General features: G+C 46.8%; 27 protein-coding genes, 1 tRNA gene and 1 pseudogene. 17 read left to right on the top strand and 12 right to left on the bottom strand.

What is annotated here, in order from left to right:
- Positions 1-50: 50 nt before the first annotated feature.
- From PISL_RS01850 to PISL_RS01840, 3 genes are all read right to left on the bottom strand, one after another.
- The gene (locus PISL_RS01850; protein ID WP_053240269.1) at positions 51-641 is read right to left on the bottom strand and encodes a hypothetical protein; all 591 of its coding nucleotides are present in this window, start codon (positions 639-641) and stop codon (positions 51-53) included.
- A gap of 490 nt (positions 642-1,131) precedes the next feature.
- Positions 1,132-1,518 carry a DUF192 domain-containing protein gene (locus PISL_RS01845; protein ID WP_011762113.1) on the bottom strand — a complete coding sequence of 129 codons (387 nt, stop codon included), beginning with the start codon at positions 1,516-1,518 and terminating at the stop codon, positions 1,132-1,134.
- Entirely contained in the window at positions 1,503-2,315 is an 813-nt protein-coding gene (locus PISL_RS01840) for an ABC transporter substrate-binding protein (protein WP_011762112.1), read from the bottom strand. Before PISL_RS01840 ends, PISL_RS01845 begins: the two co-directional genes overlap by 16 nt.
- Positions 2,316-2,566: 251 nt before the next feature.
- Between PISL_RS01840 and PISL_RS01835 the strand changes: the two genes are divergently transcribed.
- Positions 2,567-2,761: a hypothetical protein gene (locus PISL_RS01835; protein ID WP_053240268.1), complete on the top strand. Its 195-nt coding sequence runs from the start codon at positions 2,567-2,569 to the stop codon at positions 2,759-2,761.
- Here PISL_RS01835 and PISL_RS01830 read toward each other — a convergent pair.
- Positions 2,724-3,860, bottom strand: a complete 1,137-nt coding sequence (locus tag PISL_RS01830; RefSeq protein ID WP_011762111.1) for a hypothetical protein — start codon at positions 3,858-3,860, stop codon at positions 2,724-2,726. The genes PISL_RS01835 and PISL_RS01830 overlap by 38 nt on opposite strands.
- 52 nt (positions 3,861-3,912) lie before the next feature.
- Between PISL_RS01830 and PISL_RS01825 the strand changes: the two genes are divergently transcribed.
- The 3 genes from PISL_RS01825 to PISL_RS01815 are packed head-to-tail and all read left to right on the top strand — an operon-like array spanning position 3,913 to position 5,222.
- The gene (locus PISL_RS01825) at positions 3,913-4,221 is read left to right on the top strand and encodes a hypothetical protein (protein WP_011762110.1); all 309 of its coding nucleotides are present in this window, start codon (positions 3,913-3,915) and stop codon (positions 4,219-4,221) included.
- A 27-nt stretch (positions 4,222-4,248) separates the two neighbouring features.
- Positions 4,249-4,461, top strand: coding sequence for a hypothetical protein (locus PISL_RS01820; protein ID WP_167827600.1), 213 nt, complete (start codon positions 4,249-4,251; stop codon positions 4,459-4,461).
- Entirely contained in the window at positions 4,458-5,222 is a 765-nt protein-coding gene (locus PISL_RS01815; RefSeq protein WP_011762108.1) for a CpaE/TadZ family protein, read from the top strand. Before PISL_RS01820 ends, PISL_RS01815 begins: the two co-directional genes overlap by 4 nt.
- Here PISL_RS01815 and PISL_RS01810 read toward each other — a convergent pair.
- Positions 5,209-5,961, bottom strand: coding sequence for an HAD family hydrolase (locus tag PISL_RS01810; protein ID WP_011762107.1), 753 nt, complete (start codon positions 5,959-5,961; stop codon positions 5,209-5,211). The genes PISL_RS01815 and PISL_RS01810 overlap by 14 nt on opposite strands.
- A 61-nt stretch (positions 5,962-6,022) precedes the next feature.
- Between PISL_RS01810 and PISL_RS01805 the strand changes: the two genes are divergently transcribed.
- The 6 genes from PISL_RS01805 to metG (PISL_RS01780) are packed head-to-tail and all read left to right on the top strand — an operon-like array spanning position 6,023 to position 12,235.
- Positions 6,023-8,434, top strand: a complete 2,412-nt coding sequence (locus PISL_RS01805) for a hypothetical protein (protein WP_011762106.1) — start codon at positions 6,023-6,025, stop codon at positions 8,432-8,434.
- A 5-nt stretch (positions 8,435-8,439) separates the two neighbouring features.
- Complete coding sequence (locus tag PISL_RS01800; RefSeq protein ID WP_011762105.1) at positions 8,440-8,835, top strand: hypothetical protein; 396 nt, start codon at positions 8,440-8,442, stop codon at positions 8,833-8,835.
- Positions 8,836-8,858: 23 nt separating this feature from the next.
- Positions 8,859-9,185 (top strand): methionine--tRNA ligase subunit beta, encoded by a 327-nt coding sequence (metG, locus tag PISL_RS01795; protein WP_011762104.1) that lies wholly within the window; start codon positions 8,859-8,861, stop codon positions 9,183-9,185.
- The gene (uppS, locus tag PISL_RS01790) at positions 9,163-9,879 is read left to right on the top strand and encodes a polyprenyl diphosphate synthase (protein ID WP_011762103.1); all 717 of its coding nucleotides are present in this window, start codon (positions 9,163-9,165) and stop codon (positions 9,877-9,879) included. The genes metG (PISL_RS01795) and uppS overlap by 23 nt, the downstream gene beginning before the upstream one ends.
- A gap of 6 nt (positions 9,880-9,885) precedes the next feature.
- Positions 9,886-10,506 (top strand): DedA family protein, encoded by a 621-nt coding sequence (locus PISL_RS01785; protein WP_011762102.1) that lies wholly within the window; start codon positions 9,886-9,888, stop codon positions 10,504-10,506.
- A 25-nt stretch (positions 10,507-10,531) separates the two neighbouring features.
- On the top strand, positions 10,532-12,235 hold the full coding sequence (gene metG, locus PISL_RS01780) for a methionine--tRNA ligase (RefSeq protein WP_011762101.1): 1,704 nt from the start codon (positions 10,532-10,534) through the stop codon (positions 12,233-12,235).
- On the opposite strand, the gene PISL_RS01775 is transcribed toward metG (PISL_RS01780), so the two are convergent.
- Positions 12,232-13,479: a tRNA (N(6)-L-threonylcarbamoyladenosine(37)-C(2))-methylthiotransferase gene (locus tag PISL_RS01775; protein WP_011762100.1), complete on the bottom strand. Its 1,248-nt coding sequence runs from the start codon at positions 13,477-13,479 to the stop codon at positions 12,232-12,234. The genes metG (PISL_RS01780) and PISL_RS01775 overlap by 4 nt on opposite strands.
- A 23-nt stretch (positions 13,480-13,502) precedes the next feature.
- Positions 13,503-13,805, bottom strand: a complete 303-nt coding sequence (locus tag PISL_RS01770; protein WP_011762099.1) for a hypothetical protein — start codon at positions 13,803-13,805, stop codon at positions 13,503-13,505.
- A 31-nt stretch (positions 13,806-13,836) separates the two neighbouring features.
- On the opposite strand from PISL_RS01770, the gene PISL_RS01765 reads away from it, so the two are divergent.
- Entirely contained in the window at positions 13,837-14,736 is a 900-nt protein-coding gene (locus tag PISL_RS01765) for a dihydropteroate synthase (protein WP_011762098.1), read from the top strand.
- Here PISL_RS01765 and PISL_RS01760 read toward each other — a convergent pair.
- Both PISL_RS01760 and PISL_RS01755 read right to left on the bottom strand, forming a co-directional pair.
- A complete protein-coding gene (locus tag PISL_RS01760) occupies positions 14,710-15,297 on the bottom strand; it encodes an alpha/beta fold hydrolase (protein WP_011762097.1) in 588 nt (195 codons plus the stop codon). The genes PISL_RS01765 and PISL_RS01760 overlap by 27 nt on opposite strands.
- Complete coding sequence (locus PISL_RS01755) at positions 15,294-15,818, bottom strand: THUMP domain-containing protein (RefSeq protein ID WP_053240266.1); 525 nt, start codon at positions 15,816-15,818, stop codon at positions 15,294-15,296. Before PISL_RS01755 ends, PISL_RS01760 begins: the two co-directional genes overlap by 4 nt.
- A gap of 56 nt (positions 15,819-15,874) precedes the next feature.
- On the opposite strand from PISL_RS01755, the gene PISL_RS01750 reads away from it, so the two are divergent.
- The 3 genes from PISL_RS01750 to PISL_RS01740 all read left to right on the top strand — a co-directional run bounded on the left by PISL_RS01750 (position 15,875) and on the right by PISL_RS01740 (position 18,425).
- On the top strand, positions 15,875-16,633 hold the full coding sequence (locus PISL_RS01750) for a hypothetical protein (protein WP_011762095.1): 759 nt from the start codon (positions 15,875-15,877) through the stop codon (positions 16,631-16,633).
- Positions 16,634-16,956: 323 nt separating this feature from the next.
- Positions 16,957-17,373 carry an SCP2 sterol-binding domain-containing protein gene (locus tag PISL_RS01745; protein ID WP_053240265.1) on the top strand — a complete coding sequence of 139 codons (417 nt, stop codon included), beginning with the start codon at positions 16,957-16,959 and terminating at the stop codon, positions 17,371-17,373.
- Positions 17,370-18,425 carry an alcohol dehydrogenase catalytic domain-containing protein gene (locus PISL_RS01740; protein WP_011762093.1) on the top strand — a complete coding sequence of 352 codons (1,056 nt, stop codon included), beginning with the start codon at positions 17,370-17,372 and terminating at the stop codon, positions 18,423-18,425. Before PISL_RS01745 ends, PISL_RS01740 begins: the two co-directional genes overlap by 4 nt.
- A 3-nt stretch (positions 18,426-18,428) precedes the next feature.
- Here the strand turns inward: PISL_RS01740 and PISL_RS01735 are convergent.
- Positions 18,429-18,520, bottom strand: a tRNA-Gly gene (locus tag PISL_RS01735).
- 334 nt (positions 18,521-18,854) lie between these two features.
- Between PISL_RS01735 and PISL_RS10530 the strand changes: the two genes are divergently transcribed.
- From PISL_RS10530 to PISL_RS01725, 3 genes are all read left to right on the top strand, one after another.
- Positions 18,855-19,115, top strand: coding sequence for a hypothetical protein (locus tag PISL_RS10530; RefSeq protein ID WP_011762092.1), 261 nt, complete (start codon positions 18,855-18,857; stop codon positions 19,113-19,115).
- Positions 19,116-19,438: 323 nt separating this feature from the next.
- Positions 19,439-19,990, top strand: coding sequence for an NADH-quinone oxidoreductase subunit B (locus PISL_RS01730; RefSeq protein ID WP_011762091.1), 552 nt, complete (start codon positions 19,439-19,441; stop codon positions 19,988-19,990).
- Position 19,991: 1 nt separating this feature from the next.
- The gene (locus PISL_RS01725; RefSeq protein ID WP_011762090.1) at positions 19,992-20,525 is read left to right on the top strand and encodes an NADH-quinone oxidoreductase subunit C; all 534 of its coding nucleotides are present in this window, start codon (positions 19,992-19,994) and stop codon (positions 20,523-20,525) included.
- Positions 20,526-20,954: 429 nt separating this feature from the next.
- Here PISL_RS01725 and PISL_RS10525 read toward each other — a convergent pair.
- Both PISL_RS10525 and PISL_RS10520 read right to left on the bottom strand, forming a co-directional pair.
- Positions 20,955-21,330: pseudogene (locus tag PISL_RS10525) on the bottom strand (zinc ribbon domain-containing protein); the annotation flags it as partial.
- 386 nt (positions 21,331-21,716) lie between these two features.
- The gene (locus PISL_RS10520; protein WP_167827599.1) at positions 21,717-21,875 is read right to left on the bottom strand and encodes a hypothetical protein; all 159 of its coding nucleotides are present in this window, start codon (positions 21,873-21,875) and stop codon (positions 21,717-21,719) included.
- Positions 21,876-21,914 lie beyond the last annotated feature (39 nt).

Below are 21,914 nucleotides of genomic sequence, written 5' to 3'. Positions count from 1 at the left end.
GCCCGGCTTATGCAGTCTGGGTTTACACCTACGATGATCTGGTTAGTTGCTTAGTCTACCATGAGCATAGTGACGACGTATTTTCCACATATCTGCTTCAGCCTATCCTGAAGCCCCTCCTTAGACACCTTATGAAACAGCGCGTCTGCCCACTGGCTTAGCTGTTTGTATGTGTATTTGCCTTTGAGGAAGACTAGCTCGGCGCCGTACTGGCTCGCAAGGTCTTCCACGGCCCTCATTATCTTCTCTCCGCAGGCTCTGTCTGTCACCACGATGTATATCCTCGCCGCGTCTACAAAAATCCCCCCAAAACACCTCTCGTAAACCTCCCTACCCGCCGCGTCGCTGTGAAACCACTGTCTCTCGTCAATCTGAAATTCGCCTCTCGCAGGCCCGGGAGCCCCAACCGGCCTCTCCAAAATACGCCTAACCACGTCGTCAACCTCAATATTCATCTTCCTCGGCAGTCTGCCGTACATGTACCAGAAGGAGTCGTAGTAGTCGGGCTCCACAATCGCCAGCCCCTCGATCGCCGCGTCTTGCGCGGACTGCGCTTTGCTGTCCGAGCCGGCGGCCGCCGCGATGTATACCGCCAGAGCCAGCGCCAAAGCCGCCGCAGCCACCACCACGCCCAACCTCATGGCCGAGGCCGAGACCCGGCTTTTTATACCTGATGTACTGCCGGTGTATACCCACGTCCTTGGATACATGCCACGCGATTTCTCAGCGTTGCGATATCGGCGATATCTAGGCATAATGTGTTATAGAGGTTCTATTCCAGAGGCTCGTGGGTTGAAGTAGGTCTGGCACGTAATTCAGTTGCGGCGGAGTTGGTCAGAGTGCTGACTTGGCGTATTTGTCGGTGTCTACGTGAAACGGTCTTATTAGACGTTCTGTTTTTCGTCGTATCTTAGCCTATGTCACTGTCAATTGCCAAGTTATGACGTTTAGAATAGCGCCGCCACGGTGTAGACACTGACTTTTCTCCCCTACTCCAGAGGTCCCATATGAACGTGCATAGAACACCAAGGATAGAGATACCATAGCGGCCTTCGGTTGTTTGTAGCTAATGCGGTGTGATGTTCTCCCGGGGCGGTTCCCGCTTAGTTGTGAGTTGAAAACGAGAAAGGCCTATTTTTGTTGTTGCTCGCCAAGTGTAATCTCAGGTTTAAGCTCTAGCACTTTGTCGCCGTAGCCACATACCGGAGTTTTGTCTAGAGGCCTTCCCAAGGCCTGTCCCGTAATTCTACTTCCGCTGACCCAGACAATCCTAAGGGGGATATAAGTGTTTTTCATCCAGAAGCAGTATGTAGAATTTCTGGGAAATATAAATAACATACCGACGGCCCCAACGCCGCGTGGGTCGTAAGAGGTCACATTCATATAGCCAATAACCCACTTTACAAAGTTATCTGCGACATATACTGTATATACAACGTTATTTAGTTCAAACGTTGTTGTTGTAGAAAAGGGGGATATTAAAACGAGAGAAAGTTTAATAATTAGCCATAGAGCCATTTCTCTACCCAGTTGTTTATCAGCCGCTCCATTTCGCCGCTTTGTAACATGTCGTATATCACTTTATCTACTTGTAGTTTTAAATCGTAGGCACATATCGGCATTGCAACAGCGCTGTAGCGCACTCCTACTGAAAACGCTTTTTCAAACTCTGGAAATCTTTTAACTACTGCATCTCCAACAACTCCCCCGACGACAATCGCATCGACATCGCCTTTACGCAAAGCCTCAACCATATAGGGATACACTCTGTCATATCTCACAATTTTTGAATAGTTGCCGAGGGTTCTAACAGCCCAATCCTCTTGTACAGTTCCCACTTGTACGCCGATGGTCTTGCCTCTTAGATCCTCTACGCTTCTAATTTGTGTTCCCTTCTTTACAACAACAGTAGACGAATCTACCTGATATGGAATAGAAAAGAGGACTTGTTTTTCTCTCTCAGGTGTTATAGCCATGTCGGCTATAACAAAATCGACATCTCCCTTTCTGACAGCTTCTATAAGTGCTGAAAACTTCATATCACGTATTTCAAGCTGGACTCCGAGACTATCTGCAATTCTTCTGGCGATATCTATATCAATACCTACGATTTTTCCACTTTCTACATATTCATAAGGCGGCCAGTCGGCGGAGGTTCCAACTATAAGTTTCCCCCTCTTCTTTATCAAATCTAGAGAAGTTGGACAAGGCGGAGCGCTCTGTTGTTGAGACTGTGGCTGGGGGATAAATAACATGGTCGCTATAACTCCGATTATAAGCCCTATGGCAACCCCCGCGGCAAGTTTGTAGTCCATGTAGGTATATACGCTTATTTTAAGTATTTTTGTTCTCCCCAGAGTTAAGACATTATGGCCGAAATGTAGAACTCTTGCCAGATTAATGGCGGGGTTCTCATAGTTTTTATATATGGGTAATCTATAATTTGATGTTGAGGTTCGGTCGGCTTGATAGATGAAGAGGCTAGACGACGCTGAAAGTTTTATCTAACTTGGCGATTCTGTCTATAAACAATGGAGTTATTAACTTGTTTTAGGATACATACGTCGTGAGAGCCTATTTAGTAACTAGAAATCCCCAGGGGGAATGGCCGGGGGAGATCAAGGTGTTGTATATGCCTTTCGTAGACGAAGATGTGCTCTATGTGGTAGATGAGAGAAGGGGGTTCCTCGAGATTCGCGGCCGTGAGAAAATTGTTGAGTTTATCACTCAGCTGAAAAACGGGCGGCAAATCTCTCAATAACTTCGAAAAACTTTTCTAATCTCTCCTCAATTGTTCCAACGCCGGGATCAAAGGGAGAGTCCATGCCTGTAGTTCTGTCGTCAGGTGGTAGATAGATAAAAAGTCTCTTGTGGGCGGTATTTGAGGCGTACATAATCTCGCTGAAGACCCCCTTGTGAAACATTTTTTTCATAAATGGTCTATAAACGACGACGGCGTCTGACTGGAGTATAAAGCGGAAGTCTTTAAATCTGATTAAGTTGTCTATATCTATTAAAACCTCCTCTACTTGATCCACGGGTATCTCCATTGGATAGAGCTCTGGCTCGTCTTCGACAGCCGGCCTCACGCCCTCTGGCAGAAGCCAGCGGTCCTCCGCCTCTATGACTACGATATTTCCCTGTCTTTTCGCCGTCCGCAGTACTCTTTCGTCTATTGTCAAAGGGTCGAAGGCGTAAAATCTTTTGTGCATCTCGGCTCTAAAGGCGTCTATCTCCCGCCGCGCTTCTGGATCTCCTCTAGTATATGTTATTGGAAACGAGAGGTAGAACCTAGGTCTTGCGGCGCCTATGGCTATGCCGTATATGGTCTTAGCTGGGTGTTTTACTGCAACCACTACATTTTGTACGCCTAGCGCCTTAGCTATTGTGTCGCCTATGAGAATAGAGGCTGTACGCCAAGCAAATACGTCTTTAAGTCTGAGAGTTGCGCCAGTTTTCTCACGGCCCTCCCGTATCTGTATTCTACGCCAAATGACATGCGCCTCCTCTATCAAAGTCATGAGGAGATCTGGCTTAAATGCCCGTAATACTGAGATGTCGACAGCTGGGAAAAAGCGGCTTTTGCGAAAATATGGCAAGTTCATAAATATGGCCGCGTGGTCTGGCGCCTCCTCCTCTACTCTAGCAACTGTTTTAGCCACTGCCTCTCTCCAGACGCGTTCTTGCCAATAATAATCGTCGCTGTCAAGAAAAATAACCCAGTCTACTTCTTTCTTTAACTCCTCCTCTACGAAGTACAAGCCGAGCTTTCCACGGCTCTGTTCTCTATGGAACTTCTCTAGTGAAGACGCCAAGGCCTTCATATTTAGGCCTGTGGTGCCGATGATAAGAACGCGCATATAAGCCGATAGAAAGATATATATATACGATACGCGTTTTTAAAATGTGAGAATGTGCGAGATATTGGCTAGGTTTCTAGTAGAACTTGTAGAGGGGGCCCGCGGCAATGTAGTTAGTTTTGTCGTTGGCGACGTCTCAAAGTGGGCTGAGACAAAGATAAGGCCAACGAGATCTATAGTATTTAAAGTAGCTAATATGTCTGAGGCCTTGCTCGTAGCCGGATATCTTGAGAAAATCGGGAAAAAGTATATACTAAGGAGAGACACGCCGTTGTGGGTGAAAGCCAAGGCGGGGGACGTAGAGGGGCTTTGTGAAATTATAGAAGGCGTGTTATACAACTATTCTAAAGTAGTTAAATAGATAAATAAGTTGTCGCTTGTAGATTACGTGAAATTCGCCATAGGCATAGTGCTCAATATCACGGCGTTTACACTGGCCGTCTTATGTCAATGGCCTATTGCCGCAATTTTATTCTATGTGGCTAGTCTTGTTTTAATAATGCCTAGGCGAGAAAAGAAGAAAGAGGAGAAAGTAGAAACCAAGAGGGAGATCACCCCGGAAGAAATAAAGAGGAGGCCTGTCTCTGCGCCAGAGGTATGAAGAGGCTTGTCTTCTCCTCTGGAACTAAGGGAGGCACTGGCAAGACTACGTTAGCGTTAAACACAGCGGTTTTATTAGCTTATGCCTGGAGAAATGTGTCCTACTACCCCGTAGTTTTTATAGATCTCACGCCTAATATAGGTACGGCGGCGCTTATACTCATAGGGGAGTCTCTTGCAACTTGGGGAAGGCCCTCTCTATCTGACTACGTCATAGGTAAACTTGCCGACCCAATTAGGGCGTTTTACCTAAGGAGGTGGAATACAGAAAAGGGCGCTTTTCAACTCGTCTTTACATTTCTAGGTAGAGACGGCTTTCTCACCAAGCGGCAATTAGAACATGTCTTACAGATAGTTGAATCTAGGCTAAAGCCGGGGGTGCTTATTATCGACATGCCCCCATCTCCATTTGGGAGTTTGGCGGCGGGTCTTGTGGATTATGTAGTGCCTGTTGTAACGCCCGATATATCGGCTATTGAAACGACAAAGAGCTACGTAGAGTTGTTAGGAGGCAGAAGGCTTAGGCCAGTGCTCAATATGTATATCCCCGAGTACTCCATAAGTGCCGTCCACTCAATGCCGTGGGAACGTGTAGTAGAAAAGACGTTTGGAGAGCCTCCACACATCGTACCTTTTGATAAACTTCTACAAGCTGCGAGACAAGCGTTGGAAATAGAGGTGTTAAAACTTAAGCCTACGGAGTCGCCGGCTGTAAAATCGATTATTGAATATGTGAAATATTTGATGTCTAACTTGGCTTAATACAGCTTTCTGCTTCATGTAGCACTAACGGTAGAGCCTTTAAACTCCTTACGATATATGCCCTACAGGGCACTGCCTCTGTCAATTCTCTCTTTGTGTGTTGCTCTCTTCTATCTATCAACACAGCGCCGTAGCCAGCCATTAACGCGCCGAGGAAATCCTCATAGAAGTCGTCACCTATGTGTAGATATACATCGGGTTCTACATCGCCTAATAAAAGCGTTTTGGCAGCTTCAAAAATTTGTACAGCAGGTTTTACATAACCAATGTCGTCGGCATATAGCTGTAAATCTACTAGTTGTGAAATGCCGAGGGTTTCCAATAACTTTCTAGTTGCGCGAGATCTCCAGAGTAGGACATTTGAAATTATTCCAATTCTATAGCCTTCGGCTTTGGCGTGTTTTATCGCCTCAACAGCGTCTTCATAAGGCGTAATTTCAAGACGAGAAATAGCGTCGTCTATAGCATCTTGTGTTTGATATACGTCAAAAAATGTATTTATACCCCTATTACGTAGTTGTCTCTGTATGTCAAGTAATGTGTATATGGGTGGCACAACTTCGTGTTTCTCCCGTCTTGCAAGCTTCATCTTTCTCCTCTCCTCATTTATAAGAGCTTGAACAGTCTGGTAGGGGATCCTCCCCCCAAGACTCTTGTGTAATACATCGACGACAGCTTTTATAGCCGGCTCCACAGGCACTAAGGTGCCCCACACATCTATTGTAATTATCTTAGCCACGACATGTAAATTTCAATATATTTAATTTTGTGCCGCGAAAAATTTATAACAGACCATATAGATGTATGTGCGTCGCTGTCTCATATTTACAGTGGCAATAGTGGCTATAGTCGTCGCTGTAAGTATCGAGCCAGAGTACGTTAACGCATATACATATACAAATCTCACAATCCGCGGGGCTAAACAAGTGGAGGTAGTAGAGGGCGTCGTCGTGGATTTCAATATTACTTCTGGTAGTACGATCTATCTCGGCGTGAGGCCATTGAAAACAACAGGCGATATCACATTGAGGATAAATGGCAAAGTTGTTAAACTACCTGTCGTTGATAAATGTAGAATAGAGATAAACGCAGCAAATATGACTTCAAAAATTTCGGTTAATATGACAGAGAGGGGATGTGGAACAGTTATGCTCTATGTAAATGGGTCTAAGGCTCCTACTACGGCATTTGTTCCACAATACTCCGGGCTGTACTACCTAGTGGCTACAGACGGCGTATTTTACCAAAAGACAAAAGTCGTAGTCATTCCGAATATCTCAGTTGTCAATAATGTCTTTGGAGAGGTGATGAAAATAAACCTCCATCCGCCGCCCCGACGCGGCTTAGTTTCAATAGGTACTTTTGTATTACCTGCGTCTGAGCTTATTGCAGTAGACACGTGGAGTCTTGGCGCGGGTAATTACACATTGACGTTAACTATGGGAGACATAGTTACGACTTACAACCTGACCGTCATAAAGGCTGTGCCAAACCTACAGGTGATTCATAAAGATGAATATACATACGGCGAGTCTATCAACATCACAGTGAGAGTATTTGTAGGACGTAGGGACTATAGAGCTACTGTTTCTATAGTTATGAATCGGTCGTCGCCAATTCTAGTGAAGTCTCCAAGCTCTCTAATATTTAGACTCTTAGACGTAGGCGTCTACCAGCTCTATGTGGCTGTGGCAGAAGATAGAAATATTACGTCGATAGGCGTCAACAGAGTTCTCCGGGTATCTCCAGCACCTGTTCAACTAGATGTAAAAATCAATAGGACTTTCTCTAACCCCTATGTGGTAGAGTATGGCAAGCTGTTGTCTATATCAGCAAAGGCTCTATCGTTAGTAGAACCGCGTGGGTTACTGACGGTGTTTGTAAACGGAGCGCCAAGCGGCTCCCTTGTTGATACGCTAAAGATCGGGCCTGGCCTTCACAATTTGACAGTCGTATTTACCCCGACCACTAGGAACTTTCGAAATGCAAAACTCTCTATGCTAGTTTTCGTCGCCCCCTCGACGCCGGAGATTATAGTTAACAAAACGTTCTCTACGGTCTATGGACAAGAACTGGACATACCGATATTTCTACGGCTATATGGAAGGCCTATAAACGCCACGGCACGTGTAGAGCTAATGGGGAGATTCCACGTCTTTAACTACACGGTCAGAGTGATAAACGGCGTGGGCGTTTTGAAAATAGTTGGCATACCCGCCGGCACATATCTCGGTACAGTATCTATAGCCGAGGCCCCTGGGCTTCTTAGTACAAAGGCCACATTTAACGTTTTTGTAAGTAGTGCAATTGTTAAACTAATTCTCGACGTGCCAAAGAGAGGTGTTTATGGAGAGGCGTTGCCCGTTAGAATGTTTCTACAACCCAGCGGGGTGGCTGGTAGACTATACCTCATAATAAACGGCACGGTGGTCTACTCAGGAAACTCCTCGTCTTACCAAGGCATGTGGTTGCCTCCACGCGGCGGCGTTTTTAAGATTACTGCAAGATTTGATAGCTTTGATCCCAACTATTCAAGTGTGGAAAACATCACATATGTATTTATAGACAGGGCGCAGTGTGTAATACATTTTGTTTTAAGAGGCGAAGTCGTTAATAACACAGTATATGTACTTAGGAGATACGTAGTCCAACCGTTAGTCTCTTTTCCAACATATATATACATCAACGGAAGTGTAGCAGGGCCTCAGCTTGTTTTTAACAAAACTGGGGTATACAATATTACAGTCTTTTTCCCAGGCGATGATAGTTACTACCCATGTTGGACTTCCCAATTCTATTTAGCGGTTAAAAACCCTGCCAAAATAGAGATTAGAGCCGAGAGAAAAATGGCGCTTATAGACGGCGGCCTTCCGCTTGTGGTTAATTTAGAAAGCCCGGTGGGACAGGAGGAAGGCCGCGTTTTGATATATAAGATAAATAAAACATACAACTCTACAGATGTTGAAGATGTATTGGTTGACAAATCGACGGTTGTCACACTTAGGTTTAAAAACACCGGCGTGTATATGATATACGCGGAGTTTTTAGGTAATGACTATCTCTTATCAAATAGATCTAACGTCGTTGTTGTAACTGTAGAGACGAGCTACTTTGGTATACCCGTGTTTCTCCTAGCCGTATACCTAATGCCGTTGGCCATAGGTTTTATTGCTGCAGTGGCAACGAAACGAATATTAAAGAGAGGGATTTAGACAGTGTGTTAGCAGTCCCGCCGGCTGTGATAGTCTTGCCTCTTGCATCAAAAGAGCAAGTACTACAGACTGTGAACTATGTAGTTGGCAGACTAAAGCAAATAGGTGCATCTATTAGACATATGCATTTAGACACCCCGCTATATTTAGAATGTAAAGTAACTAGAGATGTCGTGGAGCGGGTAGATGTATATCTAGCGACTGCCAACGGAGACTTTGTAAACGTCCTCCCGCCCAGTGAGGAGATTAAAGAGGGGTTTGTAGAGAAAAGGAGTTATATCCATCTAGTCCAAGGTGTTGCTGTTTATTTTAAATACGAACTGGGCGCCGGGCCTAAGTTGGCGGAGGTGGTAATATACAGCGTTGGCAACGCCTACCGAGATTTTAAACTAAACCTTTAAATATACGTATACACGGCGTTGTGATGTCGTTAGTTTCAATTGACGAATTTAGACGTATTGACCTTCGCGTGGGTAAGGTCTTAGAGGCGGCGAGAGTCGAGGGTTCTAGAAAGCTTATAAAACTAGTGGTCGACCTAGGTGCCGAAAAGAGACAGATCGTCGCCGGCTTGGCTGAGTATTACAAGCCTGAGGATCTAGTGGGTAAATACGTCGTGGTTGTGGCAAATCTAGAGCCCAAGAGATTAATGGGCGTGGAGAGTCAAGGAATGCTACTTGCCACTTGTGACAAGCCTGTGCTTCTTACAATAGAGAAGGGGGGTGATGAACATGTGGGAGAGCGGGTCTGTTAAAATACCCAGTCATATCGCTGTAATTCCAGACGGCAATAGGAGATTTGCAAAAAAAGCAGGGCTCGATTTTTACCACGCCTACAAACGCGGCGTGGAAAAAGTGCGTAGTTTTCTTCTCTGGGCGCTTGAGTTTAGAGAAATTAGAAACGTTACCTTCTATGCGCTTTCTACAGAGAATCTCCAGAGGAGTAGGCTAGAGTTGGAGATTTTATTTAGGATATTTGAGGAGGAGTTTAGAAAATCTCTCGAAGACCCCTTGATCCACGAAAATAAGGTGAGAATTAGGTTTATTGGCGACAGATCGTTACTACCTGGGAGGGTAGTGAAGCTAATGGAGGAGTTGGAATCTGTCACAAGAAGTTATTCGTCGTATAACTTAACCTTCGCCTTAGGCTACGGCGGTAGGGCAGAAATTGTACGTTGTATAAAACGGCTTTTAAACGGCGAGGTTAAAATCGCTGATATAAACGAAGAGACGCTATTTCAGTGTCTAGACACTAGAGATTTACCAAACCCCGAGCCTGACGTAGTTGTAAGAACAGGCGGCGAGAAGAGGTTAAGCAACTTCCTACTTTATCAATCTGCCTACTCCGAGCTTATCTTCCTCGACAAGCTATGGCCTGAGATAGAGAGAGAGGATCTTGTCTACATAGTTGAGGAATACTCCAGAAGACAAAGGAGGTTTGGTAAATAACGCGCCGTGGATTACGTCGGACTACTCGGCGTCTTCCTAGCGGTTTTTATATCGCATTTCATACCATTTATCCCACTCCCCGGCTACTTGGCCACAGTGACCTATGTTGCTACACACAGTGACGCCGTCAGTGTGACAGCCGCCGTTTTAACGACGGCGCTTGGCGCAACTCTTGGAAAGGTGTTGGTGTTTTTCTACGGCTATGGAATTGGGAGAGTAGTCATGGGCGAGGAGTTTCAATACGCAAAGAAGTTTTTTGATAAAATATCGAAATGGGGCATAGACGTGGCGGTCTTTATATTTGCGACATCTCCGTTGGCAGACGACGTTTTATATATCCCTCTGGGAGCCGCCGGCTATAGCATAAGGCGGTTTTTCCTCGCTGTATTTGCTGGAAAGCTTCTTCTCGCCTCAGCCATAGCGTTATTTACAGACGCGGCGTTAATGGCCGTTGATAGATACCTAGGCGACGTTAGGCTGTCTATGGCGATTGTAGCTGTGGCCACTCTAGTGGTGACGATATTAGTACTTAGGATAAAGTGGTCAAGAGTTCTCGTGGCGTATGAAAGCGGGGGGCTAAAGAGCGCTATACGTGAAGCTCTTAGATCAATAGTAAGGCAGAAGTAATTTAAATTTCGACGTTTCTCTCTCCGTGGCTAAATACGTAATTGGATCTGCGTGGCCCTACGTCCAGACGGTGCCCCATCTCGGCAATTTAATAGGCTCTGTCCTATCTGCAGATGTATACGCCAGATATCTACGTTTCCGTGGCCACGACGTGGTATTTGTATCTGGTAGCGATATGCATGGAACGCCGATAGAGGTGGAGGCTATACAACTGGGGGTAGACCCAGAGGAGTATGCGAAAAAAATGCACCAGATCGTCGCCGAACTTTTTAAAAGATGGGACATATCTTTCGATCTCTACACTCACACTCACTCAGACACCCATATAAAATTTGTCCAAAACTTCTTTCTAAAGATATATAATAATGGCTATATATTTACAAAAGAAGAAGAGGTGCCATACTGTCCCAGAGACAAGATATATCTACCCGATAGATTTATCATTGGCAAATGTCCCTACTGTGGTTACGAGAGAGCTAGGGGAGACCAATGTGAAAACTGCGGCCGCCTTCTAGATCCCAAACAGTTGATAGAGCCGAGATGCGCCATATGTGGCTCAAGACCAGAGTGGCGTATTACAAAACACTGGTATCTCGACTTGAGAAAACTAGAGGATAGAATAAGGAAATATGTAGAGGAGAACCCCCATCTTCCGCCCAATGCCAAAGAGATGTCTCTAGGGATGTTGAAAGAGGGGCTAAAGCCGCGGGCAATTACAAGAGATAACAAATGGGGCATACCTGCGCCATTTCCAGGGGCGGAGGGTAAGACTATATATGTTTGGTTTGAGGCCGTGCTTGGGTATATATCCGCCGTAGTTGAGCTCTTTAGAGAGGACGCCGGTAAATGGGAACGCTATTGGAAAGACCCAGAGACAAAAATTGTATTTTTCGTAGGCAAAGACAACATTCCATTTCACGTCATTATACTACCTGCGCTTCTTCTTGCAAATGGCGAAGGCTACACCCTCCCGACCACTACTGCATCTACCGAATATCTCTTATATGAAGGTGACAAGTTTTCTAAAAGCAGGAGGTGGGGTATATGGATAGACGAAGCTCTCCAACTTATGCCGCCAGACTACTGGCGCTTTATCCTCATCTATATCCGCCCAGAAAATAGAGACACAAGTTTTACCTGGGCTCTTGCGTTGGAGATCATAAATAAAATCATGAATGACGACGTGGGAAACTACATAAATAGAGTGCTTACTTTCATCAAAAATAGAATGGGTGGGGTTGTGCCTCCGCCTGGCGCGCCTACTAGAGAAGATGAGGAGTTTATCAATAGAGTAATACAGTTGTTTAAGAAGGCAGAGAAACATTACGACGCCATAGAGCTAAAAGACGCCCTCCACACCGTGGTAGAAATAGCTAGAGAGGGCAACCGGTATCTTAACGCCAGAGCTCCCTGGGAGCTCCTACGTAGAGACATAGAAGTCGCAAACGCAGTTATGTACCGCGCCTATTGGTCGCTTAAAACTATAGCTGCCGGCTTAACGCCAGTTACGCCGAGAAGCGCCGCTGAGCTCTGGAAGATGCTTGGCATTTCACAGCCAAGTTGGGACGAGGCCTATAAACCACCGACGCCAGGTACTCCGCTGGGGGATGTAAGGCCGTTGTTTAGAAAATTCACAGAGGAAGAGGTAAAAGACATGTTGAAGAAGCTTGAGGAGTTGAGAAGCCAGAGAGCCTCTAAGAAATACCCCTGGGAACAAGTGTTGCTCTAGAGGATTTCGCCGTAAAGGTACACTGGACTTGCTGCGGCTATCCTAACGTTTACAAACTCTCCCAATAGTCCGTCGCCGGCTCCTCTCTTAACCACCACTTGTCTATAGTCGCTCGCCCTCCCCACCACAAGGCCGTGGTCTACCTCATCTATTAACACAACATCTCTCTTTCCCACTTGAGCGCCGTTTCTCAAATGGGCAATCCTCATGGCTACTTCCGACAAGATTTTACTCCGCCTCTTCTTCTCGGCGTCTGGCACTTGTCTAGGCATTACTGCGGCTTCTGTAAAAGGCCTGGGGCTAAATCTCGCCACGTGGATTTTGTCAAACTGTAGCTCCTCCACAAGCTTGACAGTTTCCTGAAAGTCTTCTTCTGTTTCGCCGGGAAATCCCACAATTATGTCAGTGGCTATAAAGACGTTGTCGCCGAGCTCCCGTCTTATCCTACGTATGAGACCTCTATATTCCTCTACAGTGTACTTCCTACCCATCGCGACAAGCACTTTGTCGCTTCCAGATTGGACAGGGAGGTGGAAATATCTATAGACTCTGTGGTCTCTCTTTATAATGTCTAATAGCTGGTCTACAAATTTTTCAAATATCCAAGGCTCAGACATTCCAATTCTCACTCTATACTCACCTTCGACCTCCTTTAGGATTCTATCGAGTAGGTCTGGAAGCGTCCAGCCGCCTCTCCAACCGGCATCAAAACCGTAGGTAATAACGTCTTGTCCCGTTAGATAAATCTCGCGCGCGCCTTTAGCTACAGCCTCTTTTATATGGCGTACTACATCGTCTGGATCTGCGCTTTTTACATACCCCGCGCCTCCCCTAGTGTATTTAGTTGCACAAAAGGTACAATTGCCAAGACAACCCACTTGTAGTGGCACTGTATATATAAGCCCCCTCTCGTATTTAGGCAATGTCTTCATGCTGCGCTCTTTCCCGCCCTCTATCTCCGAGGGGTAGATCAACTTGGCATGTGGGGCTAGAGATTTTATTGTATATGGCCTAAGTCTTGCGAGACACCCAGCCACTATAAGCTCTTTCCCCAGTTTTACAAGTTCTCTAATTCTAGCCAACTGTCGCACTTCTCCATCTTCTCTAACAGCACATGTATATACTAAAATTACGTCTGCCTCATCTACATTAGAAACTTGTTCGTAGCCTAGTCTCTGTCGTAAAATTTCGGCATCTGCTTTAGCTAGCCAACAGCCATATGTCTCTACATAGATACGGCCCACGGGAGAGTGTGGGAATTCTAAACTTAAGATTTATGCTCCTGACAGAGCTTTTTCATATACAAGGTGTAGGTTGTCTTCCCTTGTTCAAAATCTCTAGTTTCGTCAATTTCTAACATACATCCACAAGATGGGTGGATATAGATCCTCCTCACTACTTGCGTCGGATTTTCAGAGATTTTACGCATCTTTATCTCACCGGAGTCTATCATATAAACGGCGACCTCGCCTCTTTTTACTAACCTCCCCCACTTCTCTAGTAATGTTGATATCTCTTCTGGCAACTCTCCCTCAAATACATAAGATTTACTACGAATAACTTTTTGCATAATCTTTATCTACAACAAAAATATATAGTTTATGCATATGATAGCGGGTGAACTAGGTGGTCTTAAAGTCGGAGATGGACACCCAGTGAGAATAATGGCTGTGCTTAACATATCGCCAGAGTCGTTTTTCAAAGGCTCTGTGGCGATACACAATGCCGTTGAAAAAGCTATGGAATTAGAGAAATATAGCGATGTAATAGACATTGGAGCAATGTCGACGGCGCCGTATTTAGAGACATGGATCCCGCCGGAAAAAGAGCTAGAGAGACTTAAGGCCGTTTTGCCAGACATTATAAAAAACGTAAAGGTTCCAATAAGCGTAGATACATACAGGCCCCAAGTGGCTGAATACGCCTTGAAGGTAGGCGCCTCTATAATAAACGACGTCACAGGGGGGAAGCTATACCCAGAGATATGCCGCATTATTGCAGATTACGGCGCCTCGGTGGTGGTAGTAGCTAGAGAAAAAGAGGCGAGAAGAGGCGTAGACCCTGTGGCTAGAGTTGTCTATGCGTTAAGAGAATCCCTAGAACATTTTGAAAAATGTGGCGTAGATCAGAGAAAAATAGTCGTAGACCCTGGGATAGGCTTTCCATTACTTCCACAGAGAGACGAACCTTATGTAGTCAGAGGCGAGTATAGACACGGAGATGAACAATGGCCATGGTGGAGGTGGGATCTATACATAATAGCTAATCTAGCCAAACTCAGGGCGTTAAATAAGCCTATTTTAATAGGCGTGTCTAGAAAATCCTTTCTCAGGAAGATAACTGGCGTAGAAAGCCCAGACGAAGTGTTACCGGCCTCTCTAGCCGCCGAGACAATAGCCGTTCTTAACGGCGCCCACGTAGTAAGGACGCACAATCCCCGCGAGACTAGACAGGCAGTTCGCCTTGCCGAGAGTTTAGTAAAACTCTTTCAAAAAGCTTAAGACGACGTCTATAAACTCGCCGGGCTTGTCTAAATATGCGGCGTGTCCAGCCTCTTTTAAAATCGCTATCTTTACCCTCTTACCCCTTAACAATTTGGCATTAGAGGGGGGCGAGATTTCGTCTCTCTCACCCCATATGGCTAGAATAGGCACATCTATTTCTGCAACTGCCGTGAGCAACTCCTCTGCGAGACCCACTGGGCCTACTACAATTGCAGCCTTTGTCGGAAGCCGCCGCGCTACATACCATAAAACAACTTCACCAGAGGCGCTCGGCCCTACGAGCGGCGGGTCTACAAGACCCAGCGCGTCTAAAATTCCTCGGAGAAATTCGGCATATTCCCGGCGGGGGGCGCTAAATCTCTCGCTTTTTGTCTTTGCGCCATATGGCATATCTATTGCATATAGAGTGTAGTGTTTAGCCAGAGCGGGAAAAATCCCGCTTTCAACCCAAGTATCTGCATTAAAAGACCAGCCATGTAGCAAGACCAACGGCTTGCCAACTCCCCCAGCGATATATCTCACTCTCCTACCCCCGACCTCTACGTATTCCTCTCTCATGTGGCAGATCTAGATCTCATAAGTGAGAAGGTCTCATCCTCTCTAATTACAGAGATGCCGGTTCTGCTAGGGAACATCTCAATCCACACGACTTTGTCAGGTTTTGTCAAATCTACCCTCCGGTTGACCGCTCTGGCGACATATTCAATAACCGACATGCGGTCGAACTTCACGCCCCTCTTCTTAAGCTCAATTTTGAAACTCTCCTGTGGCGCAATATAGCGTTCGGCCAGCTCGCCCACGGCCTTCTGTATTTCGTCTAAATCGGTCTTTACAACAGTCATAATAGGCGTCACTCTAAGGATATACCTAGGTATATAATAGCCGCTTTTAACCACATCTATGAGCATTTTGACAAACTCCACAGGGTCCCCCTCTACTTTGGCAGTTAACAAGCCGTCAAACCCAGTGAACCAAACCTCCTCAACTCGTCTTCCAACGATATCGCCAACTCTATACAACTCCTCCAAACATAGTCTCTCCTGCCGCCAGCCGGTGGCTACAACTAAATTCCAACTCATAGACCTCTCTAAAGACATTTTATAAAACATTTTTATAGATAGACAAGTAGCTCTCTGTGGACTTAACGCTTCTGTTTATCACTACAATTGCTGTCTCAATTACAATACTAGGTCTCATAATGTATAGGCTAGTTAAATCGCTTGAGATATATCTAATTCCTCTCTACGCCGAGATAATTAGGAAGAGAGAAAGAGACTATATCTTAATGGAGTTTTTAACCTCGCTATTAGTATCAAAAGGCTTAGTTACACAAGTAGAGGCAGATGCTCTAAAGAAAATATCTACGACAGAACCTCTGACAGTAGAAGACTTAGATAAAATAGATGAGATATTAAACAAAGACCCCTCTCAACTCACCTTTGAAGAAATAACCGACTTGAAAAGGGTGGCGTATAAACTACTCGGTAGACTAGACAAGAAATCTGTGAGATTAGGTATGAAGCTACTTAAATATGCCGTTGGAATAGAAGAGACTTTTAAAACCGGCGTTGAGCTGCCGGCGAGGTCTAAGACAGAAAAAGTCGAGATCTCTTACGACTACGACACATGCTCAGTATATCTAACCACCTATAGAAGAGACGGCACAATTGAAAAAACGCAGGGCCCCGACTTGGAGTGCGTCACAGAGACAGCCATGATTCTCAAAGCATTGGCCAGGAGAAGCACAGAGGTTAACAAAGAGTTGGCAGAGAAAGCGTTAGCACGCTATAAGAAATGTAAAGAGAGCGATACGGCAGGATGCAAAGCCTTAAAAGAAGCTCTCAGCACTTTAGAGAGGAAATCTCTCGACCTTCTACTAGAGAGAAAACACTAAGGCGTTTGCCTAGATTTAAGCGTCGTGGCGGTAATCATAGATAAGATAGCAAGATCGATCGAACGGTAGACACATTGCCGTGTATAAGAGAGACCCTCACACGTCCATGTTATATACAACATCTTCAGCTAAAACAAAGTAAACTAGAGAGACGGAAATCTCCGTCAGAAATTATTTTCTAAAGCACCTATAAGATATATATGTCCTAAATACCACGTGAAAACGGATATGCTACTGTATCAAAATTTTTCACCTTAGCAATTTCTCAACTTAAAAATTTCTAAAAATAAACAATGTATTTAAATAAGTCTGAATTTTTATATATGGCGAAGTTTCCAAGCAAAGAATGGGCTGAAGAATTCTGTAGGGCTTTAAACGAATCTGCCGAGTATAGAAGCGCTGCCACTAGATGGGAGGGCGATATAATCTTCTTAGTGACAAACACACCTTCTCAACTTGGCGTTGGCGAGAAATCGGCTATGAAACTATATCTTAAACATGGCTACTGCCACGGAGTAGAGGTATACACAGGCGAGTCTATATCACAAGCCGACGCGCCATATATCCTTGAAGCTGATTACAAGACGTGGCTTGATGTAATATCTGGGAAATTACAGCCAATACCAGCCATGGTTTTAGGCAAAATCAAAGTCAAAAAAGGCAGTTTTGCAACGCTAGCTCAATACGCCTCAGCAGCACTGGCTATGATAAAAGTAGCACAAAAGGTTGGTATAGAATGAAAATACCTATAAGAATAAGGGCAGCTCTCTACAGATCGTCAACCCGCAATCTAGAATTGTCAGAAATTCCAACGCCGATGCCAGGCGAAGGCGAGGTGCTTATAAAAGTCGCAGCAACCGGCGTATGTCACTCAGACTTACATATATTAGACGGCGAAATGATACCGCCGCCCGATGGTTTTATATTAGGACATGAGGTGTCGGGCTGGGTTGTAGAATTCGGCCCTAGATGCGAAAACCCGCACGGTCTATCTTCAGGAGATCCTGTTGTAGTATCATGGATAATCCCATGTGGAAAATGCTATTGGTGTGTCCACGGCCAAGAAAATTACTGCCCATATGCTGCAACAAGAATGCCTGGAATTCTCGGACTCAATGGAGGACATGCCGAGTATATGGTAGTGCCTGAGACCGCAGTTTTTCCAATACCAAAGGGTCTGGACGTATACACTGCCGCGGTAATTTCATGTGCCTATGGAACAGCCTACAGAGCGCTAAAAGAGGCTGAGGTAAGGCCAGGTATTTCGCTTGTGGTAATTGGCGTAGGAGGAGTTGGGCTGGCGGCGGTAGAACTTGCCAATGCTCTCGGCGCTTATCCTATAATAGCAATCGATATAAGAGAGATGGCGCTTAAAAAAGCAAAGGAGCTGGGCGCTACTCATGTTGTTAACGCTGTAACGGAGGATCCAACATCGAGCATAAGAGACATATTGCCACAAGGCGCAGACGTGGTATATGAAACCAAGCCAACCCCCGATCTTAAACTTGCGATAGAAGTTGTGAAAAGAGGCGGGACAATCCTAGTGACAGGGCTTGGCTCTTCTAAAATAGAAATTCCAGCAAACCACCTAGTTATGAATGGCATAAAAATTGTGGGAAGTCTCGGCTATAGACCAAGAGTTGACATACCAGAGCTCTTAGCCTTGGCGGCCTCCGGCAAAATACAGCCGGGTAGACTCATATCTCATAGATATACGCCAGACGAGATAAACCAAGCATATCAAAACCTAAGAGAGGGAAAACACCACAGAGCTTTAGTGATCTGGGGGTAAAGATGCGGCGGCCGGGATTTGAACCCGGGATCAACGGCTTTCCTCGCCGTCGGCGTGGAAGGCCGCCATCCTAAACCAGGCTAGACTACCGCCGCCATTTAGGTGATACCCCCCACTATTAAAGCTTTACAACCGAAAGTCTCGCCCTTTAAGGCGGGGATGTCTTGTAGACTATATTTTTCATGGCAGAGTGGTGAAGAAAGAGATGTGTTTAATACGGTTGGGCGGGTCGCTTGAGGACGGCTCTGGCAGGGGGACGTCTGCCGCCCACTAACCCCGGCAACAGCCGTGTTGTGGGGCTCTGCCCTGCGCTGGGGGAGAGCCGCCTGGCCCCACGCCTGAGACGTCATAGATGCCAATGAAGACACGGGCAAGAAGAAAGCCCCTTTTGACGAACGAGCCGTAGGGGACTCGGCCAAGAAGGCACGTTTGGAGAAGATCGCGAGATACCTCAAATCGAAGCGCTACGCGAAGATATGTGGCGCCGTGGCGCAGATCGCCGGAGAGATCGTCAAGTTGGTGATGGAGTACAAGCCCGCACGGCGGTACGGGTTGCCGTGTCTAGAGTCGTATTCAACAGTCTGTTTGAGATACGGCGCGAAGCTACAGGAGTTGAAGAACAGGAAGACGACACGCCCCTCCTACAGCTTCAACGACCACAAAGACAATATACCGTCGATATGGGCCTAGAGACGTTATTGGGAAATCTTCCGAAAGGTAAAACAACCTGCTTTTCCCCTCTCGGCGGCTATCTCACTTTATAAACTCTTCCACCTATGAACCACATCCCTGGTCCTGGGCCTCGGCGCCGCCAGCCCCCAATGACCCGAGCCCCTCGCCCGCGATCGCCCAAGCGACTCCGGGCGGGTCCCGAGCTTCCGGGGGAGGCCGGGAGCCGCAAAAGGGGGGCTAACTATCCTCGTGTAGGGCTAATCGTCATATATCAGCGCCGAACCATTCAGTCATCAAATGTAGATAACAACGTATATAAAGGGTTTTCTACCCTAATCTGTATGTCACAAGCTTTAAGAGAGTTTTTACTTAAGAAGGCCAAACTTGAGAAGTTATTTAAATGGGGCGTGAGGTGGAGTCTTTGGCCAGTACACTTAGTCACGTCTTGTTGTGGAGTAGAGGTGGCGCACACCTCAGGCCCGGGCTTCGACGCCGAGAGATGGGGAGTTCTGCCCTTCCACACTATGCGCCAGAGCAACGTCATATTGGTGGAGGGAACTATAACTAAGAAGATGGCAAAGGTTCTCAAGATGGTGTATGAACAAATGCCCGAGCCTAAGTACGTAATCGCCATGGGAGCTTGCGCAGTTAGAGGAGGCCTCTTCTGGAACTCTTACCACGTGGTTCAGGTAGACACAGTAGTGCCTGTAGACGTCTACATAGCCGGCTGCCCGCCGACGCCTGAGGCTGTAATTAGAGCCTTTATAATGCTTCACAACAAGATCAAGGGCCAGCCAGGGCCCTACGTCGAGCCGACAAAGGTGGACTTAACGCCGTACCTACCGCCTCCGCCAAAGCCACAGCCAAAACCCATGGCTCAACAGGCTGGGTAATATGTCGGCGAAAATACCACCCAAGTGCCCACCCCCTGCCGACCACCCGTTGCTTGAGAAACTAAAGGCGGCGTTGGGAGACGCCATCTTGAACCACGGCGTGACGCCAGAGGGCCACCTATGTCTCATGGTGCCCCCCGGAAAGGTGAGAGAAGTCGCTACCAAGCTAAAGGAGTTGGGCTTCGACCATGTCCTTTCCCTAAGCGCCGTGGACTACATGGCCGAAGGCAAGTTCTTGGTGACGTATGTCTACGCTTCATACCTAAACCCAGACCTCAAAAACCAGCTCCTACACGTCAGAGCTGAGATACCCCGCAACGACCCCAAGATAGCCTCTATAGCCGATATATATCCCTCGGCGGACTACGACGAGAGAGAGTGCCACGAGATGTTCGGCATATGGTTCGAAGGAAACCCACACATGGGCAAACGCTTCTTACTAGACCCAGACTGTTGCATAGATGAAAAAACAGGCAAACCCCTCTACCCACTACGTAAGGACTTCAAAGTGCCAGACTGGGGGCTGATGGGCTAAACCCTAGGATAGTAAAGTTCGTTATAACCGAAAGCCTCACCCTTTAGGGTGGGGAGGGGGTTGTCTTTTTCTCACCTCTGTCGTATCTGCGCGTCATGGCTGGATTATCTGCTCAAGAAGGTTTTGACGTAGGTTCACACGGCGGTTTCTATCTATGAGTCTGCTGTAGGTTTGTAGAGATGTAGGTATCGTGTAGCGCAGGCGCCCGTTGATTGTGTACACGGTGCCTAGGCTGGCGTCTGCAGGCCGGCGGCTTTAACTTGGTATACATAGACCGCGATAGCTTTTCACTAGGCGTACGTCTGTAGCAACCCGGGGGAATCTTCTCCCGTCGTTTATCTACATCTATGGTATGTAGTAGGCGCATGTGTAGCTGTGTTGCTACCGGTTTGTCTGGGTTTGGGGGTTAGAAGTCTGTTGTGGTGAGTTTCGGTTTATGTCCAAGAATGCCAACTTAAGCTCGGCGCCTTCCTGTAGTCTCTCTCTTATCCAAGCGATGTCGCTCTTCTTCAATTTTACAACAAACGGCGGTATGCCCAACTTCCGCACTCTGAGAGCGCCGCTCTTTAGGTCGACGAAGACTGCCATACTCATGTCTCTTTCGTTTTCCACTCTCAACTGGCGTTTAACGGAACCGCCCTGTAGAACACTGCGTCGCGCCAAAACACCTTGGCCTTATCCACGAAGTGCTTCTTGAGACCGTTGCCGCTAGGCGCATCCTCGTCGCTAGGTCTAGGACGTCCGGTCGCTCTTCGATGAGTTTCCAGGGGATTTCCACCTTCAGTGTTCTGTAGACTTGGCTCATATGCACATGGGGCGTGGGGGAGAAAAGCTAGTTAGGCGTCGAGGTCCCCCTCGTTGTTGAGCAAGTAGGGCGCCGGTCTTGGGAAAGCTGTCGCTGGGTAAACGGGGAAACCACAGTTAGTATCCGCCAGGCGGTGTTTACAATGTATGCGACATCTTCACACCTCCCCCGCCACATGCGCAGAAAGCCAGAGACGCCCTTTCAACTATTTCGACTAACCTGCCTGACAGCGACGTCGTCAGGCAGGTGAACCGAGGTAGTAGAAAGTGGTGGGGACTGCGTTAGAGGTGTGGGTGGGTTAAAAAACGGGTTTACGGCGGTTTTTACCGCGAGCGCCGTCAACACGGCGATGGGGAATATCGGTATGAACAACGCGAGGGGCGGCATCAGCGGCGTATGACGCCGGCGAGGGTCGGCAAGTTGCTAGCAACGACGACCGCCCTAGTGGCGGCGAAGGTCAACAACATGGCCGACAAGTGTCTCTCGACGCCGCCTTTACGACGGCGCCGTGGGTTTGTCTTGTAAAACTTTTGGCCTGCCCCCATGCGCCTTTTATAACCAACAGAGATTTCAGCCCCACCACA

It is taken from the genome of Pyrobaculum islandicum DSM 4184, assembly GCF_000015205.1.
Taxonomy (GTDB): Archaea; Thermoproteota; Thermoprotei; order Thermoproteales; family Thermoproteaceae; genus Pyrobaculum; species Pyrobaculum islandicum.
The sequence above is the reverse complement of the archived record's forward strand: the minus strand, read 5'-3'. Positions and strand labels throughout refer to the sequence as shown.

Coding starts and splice junctions, on each gene's coding strand:
- PISL_RS01850 (WP_053240269.1), bottom strand. CDS start 641: ATGAGGTTGGGCGTGGTGGTGGCTGCGGCGGCTTTGGCGCTGGCTCTG.
- PISL_RS01845 (WP_011762113.1), bottom strand. CDS start 1,518: ATGGCTCTATGGCTAATTATTAAACTTTCTCTCGTTTTAATATCCCCC.
- PISL_RS01840 (WP_011762112.1), bottom strand. CDS start 2,315: ATGGACTACAAACTTGCCGCGGGGGTTGCCATAGGGCTTATAATCGGA.
- PISL_RS01830 (WP_011762111.1), bottom strand. CDS start 3,860: ATGCGCGTTCTTATCATCGGCACCACAGGCCTAAATATGAAGGCCTTG.
- PISL_RS01825 (WP_011762110.1), top strand. CDS start 3,913: ATGTGCGAGATATTGGCTAGGTTTCTAGTAGAACTTGTAGAGGGGGCC.
- PISL_RS01815 (WP_011762108.1), top strand. CDS start 4,458: ATGAAGAGGCTTGTCTTCTCCTCTGGAACTAAGGGAGGCACTGGCAAG.
- PISL_RS01805 (WP_011762106.1), top strand. CDS start 6,023: ATGTATGTGCGTCGCTGTCTCATATTTACAGTGGCAATAGTGGCTATA.
- metG (WP_011762104.1), top strand. CDS start 8,859: ATGTCGTTAGTTTCAATTGACGAATTTAGACGTATTGACCTTCGCGTG.
- uppS (WP_011762103.1), top strand. CDS start 9,163: ATGTGGGAGAGCGGGTCTGTTAAAATACCCAGTCATATCGCTGTAATT.
- PISL_RS01770 (WP_011762099.1), bottom strand. CDS start 13,805: ATGCAAAAAGTTATTCGTAGTAAATCTTATGTATTTGAGGGAGAGTTG.
- PISL_RS01765 (WP_011762098.1), top strand. CDS start 13,837: ATGCATATGATAGCGGGTGAACTAGGTGGTCTTAAAGTCGGAGATGGA.
- PISL_RS01760 (WP_011762097.1), bottom strand. CDS start 15,297: ATGAGAGAGGAATACGTAGAGGTCGGGGGTAGGAGAGTGAGATATATC.
- PISL_RS01755 (WP_053240266.1), bottom strand. CDS start 15,818: ATGAGTTGGAATTTAGTTGTAGCCACCGGCTGGCGGCAGGAGAGACTA.
- PISL_RS01745 (WP_053240265.1), top strand. CDS start 16,957: ATGGCGAAGTTTCCAAGCAAAGAATGGGCTGAAGAATTCTGTAGGGCT.
- PISL_RS01740 (WP_011762093.1), top strand. CDS start 17,370: ATGAAAATACCTATAAGAATAAGGGCAGCTCTCTACAGATCGTCAACC.
- PISL_RS01730 (WP_011762091.1), top strand. CDS start 19,439: ATGTCACAAGCTTTAAGAGAGTTTTTACTTAAGAAGGCCAAACTTGAG.
- PISL_RS01725 (WP_011762090.1), top strand. CDS start 19,992: ATGTCGGCGAAAATACCACCCAAGTGCCCACCCCCTGCCGACCACCCG.
- PISL_RS10520 (WP_167827599.1), bottom strand. CDS start 21,875: ATGGGGGCAGGCCAAAAGTTTTACAAGACAAACCCACGGCGCCGTCGT.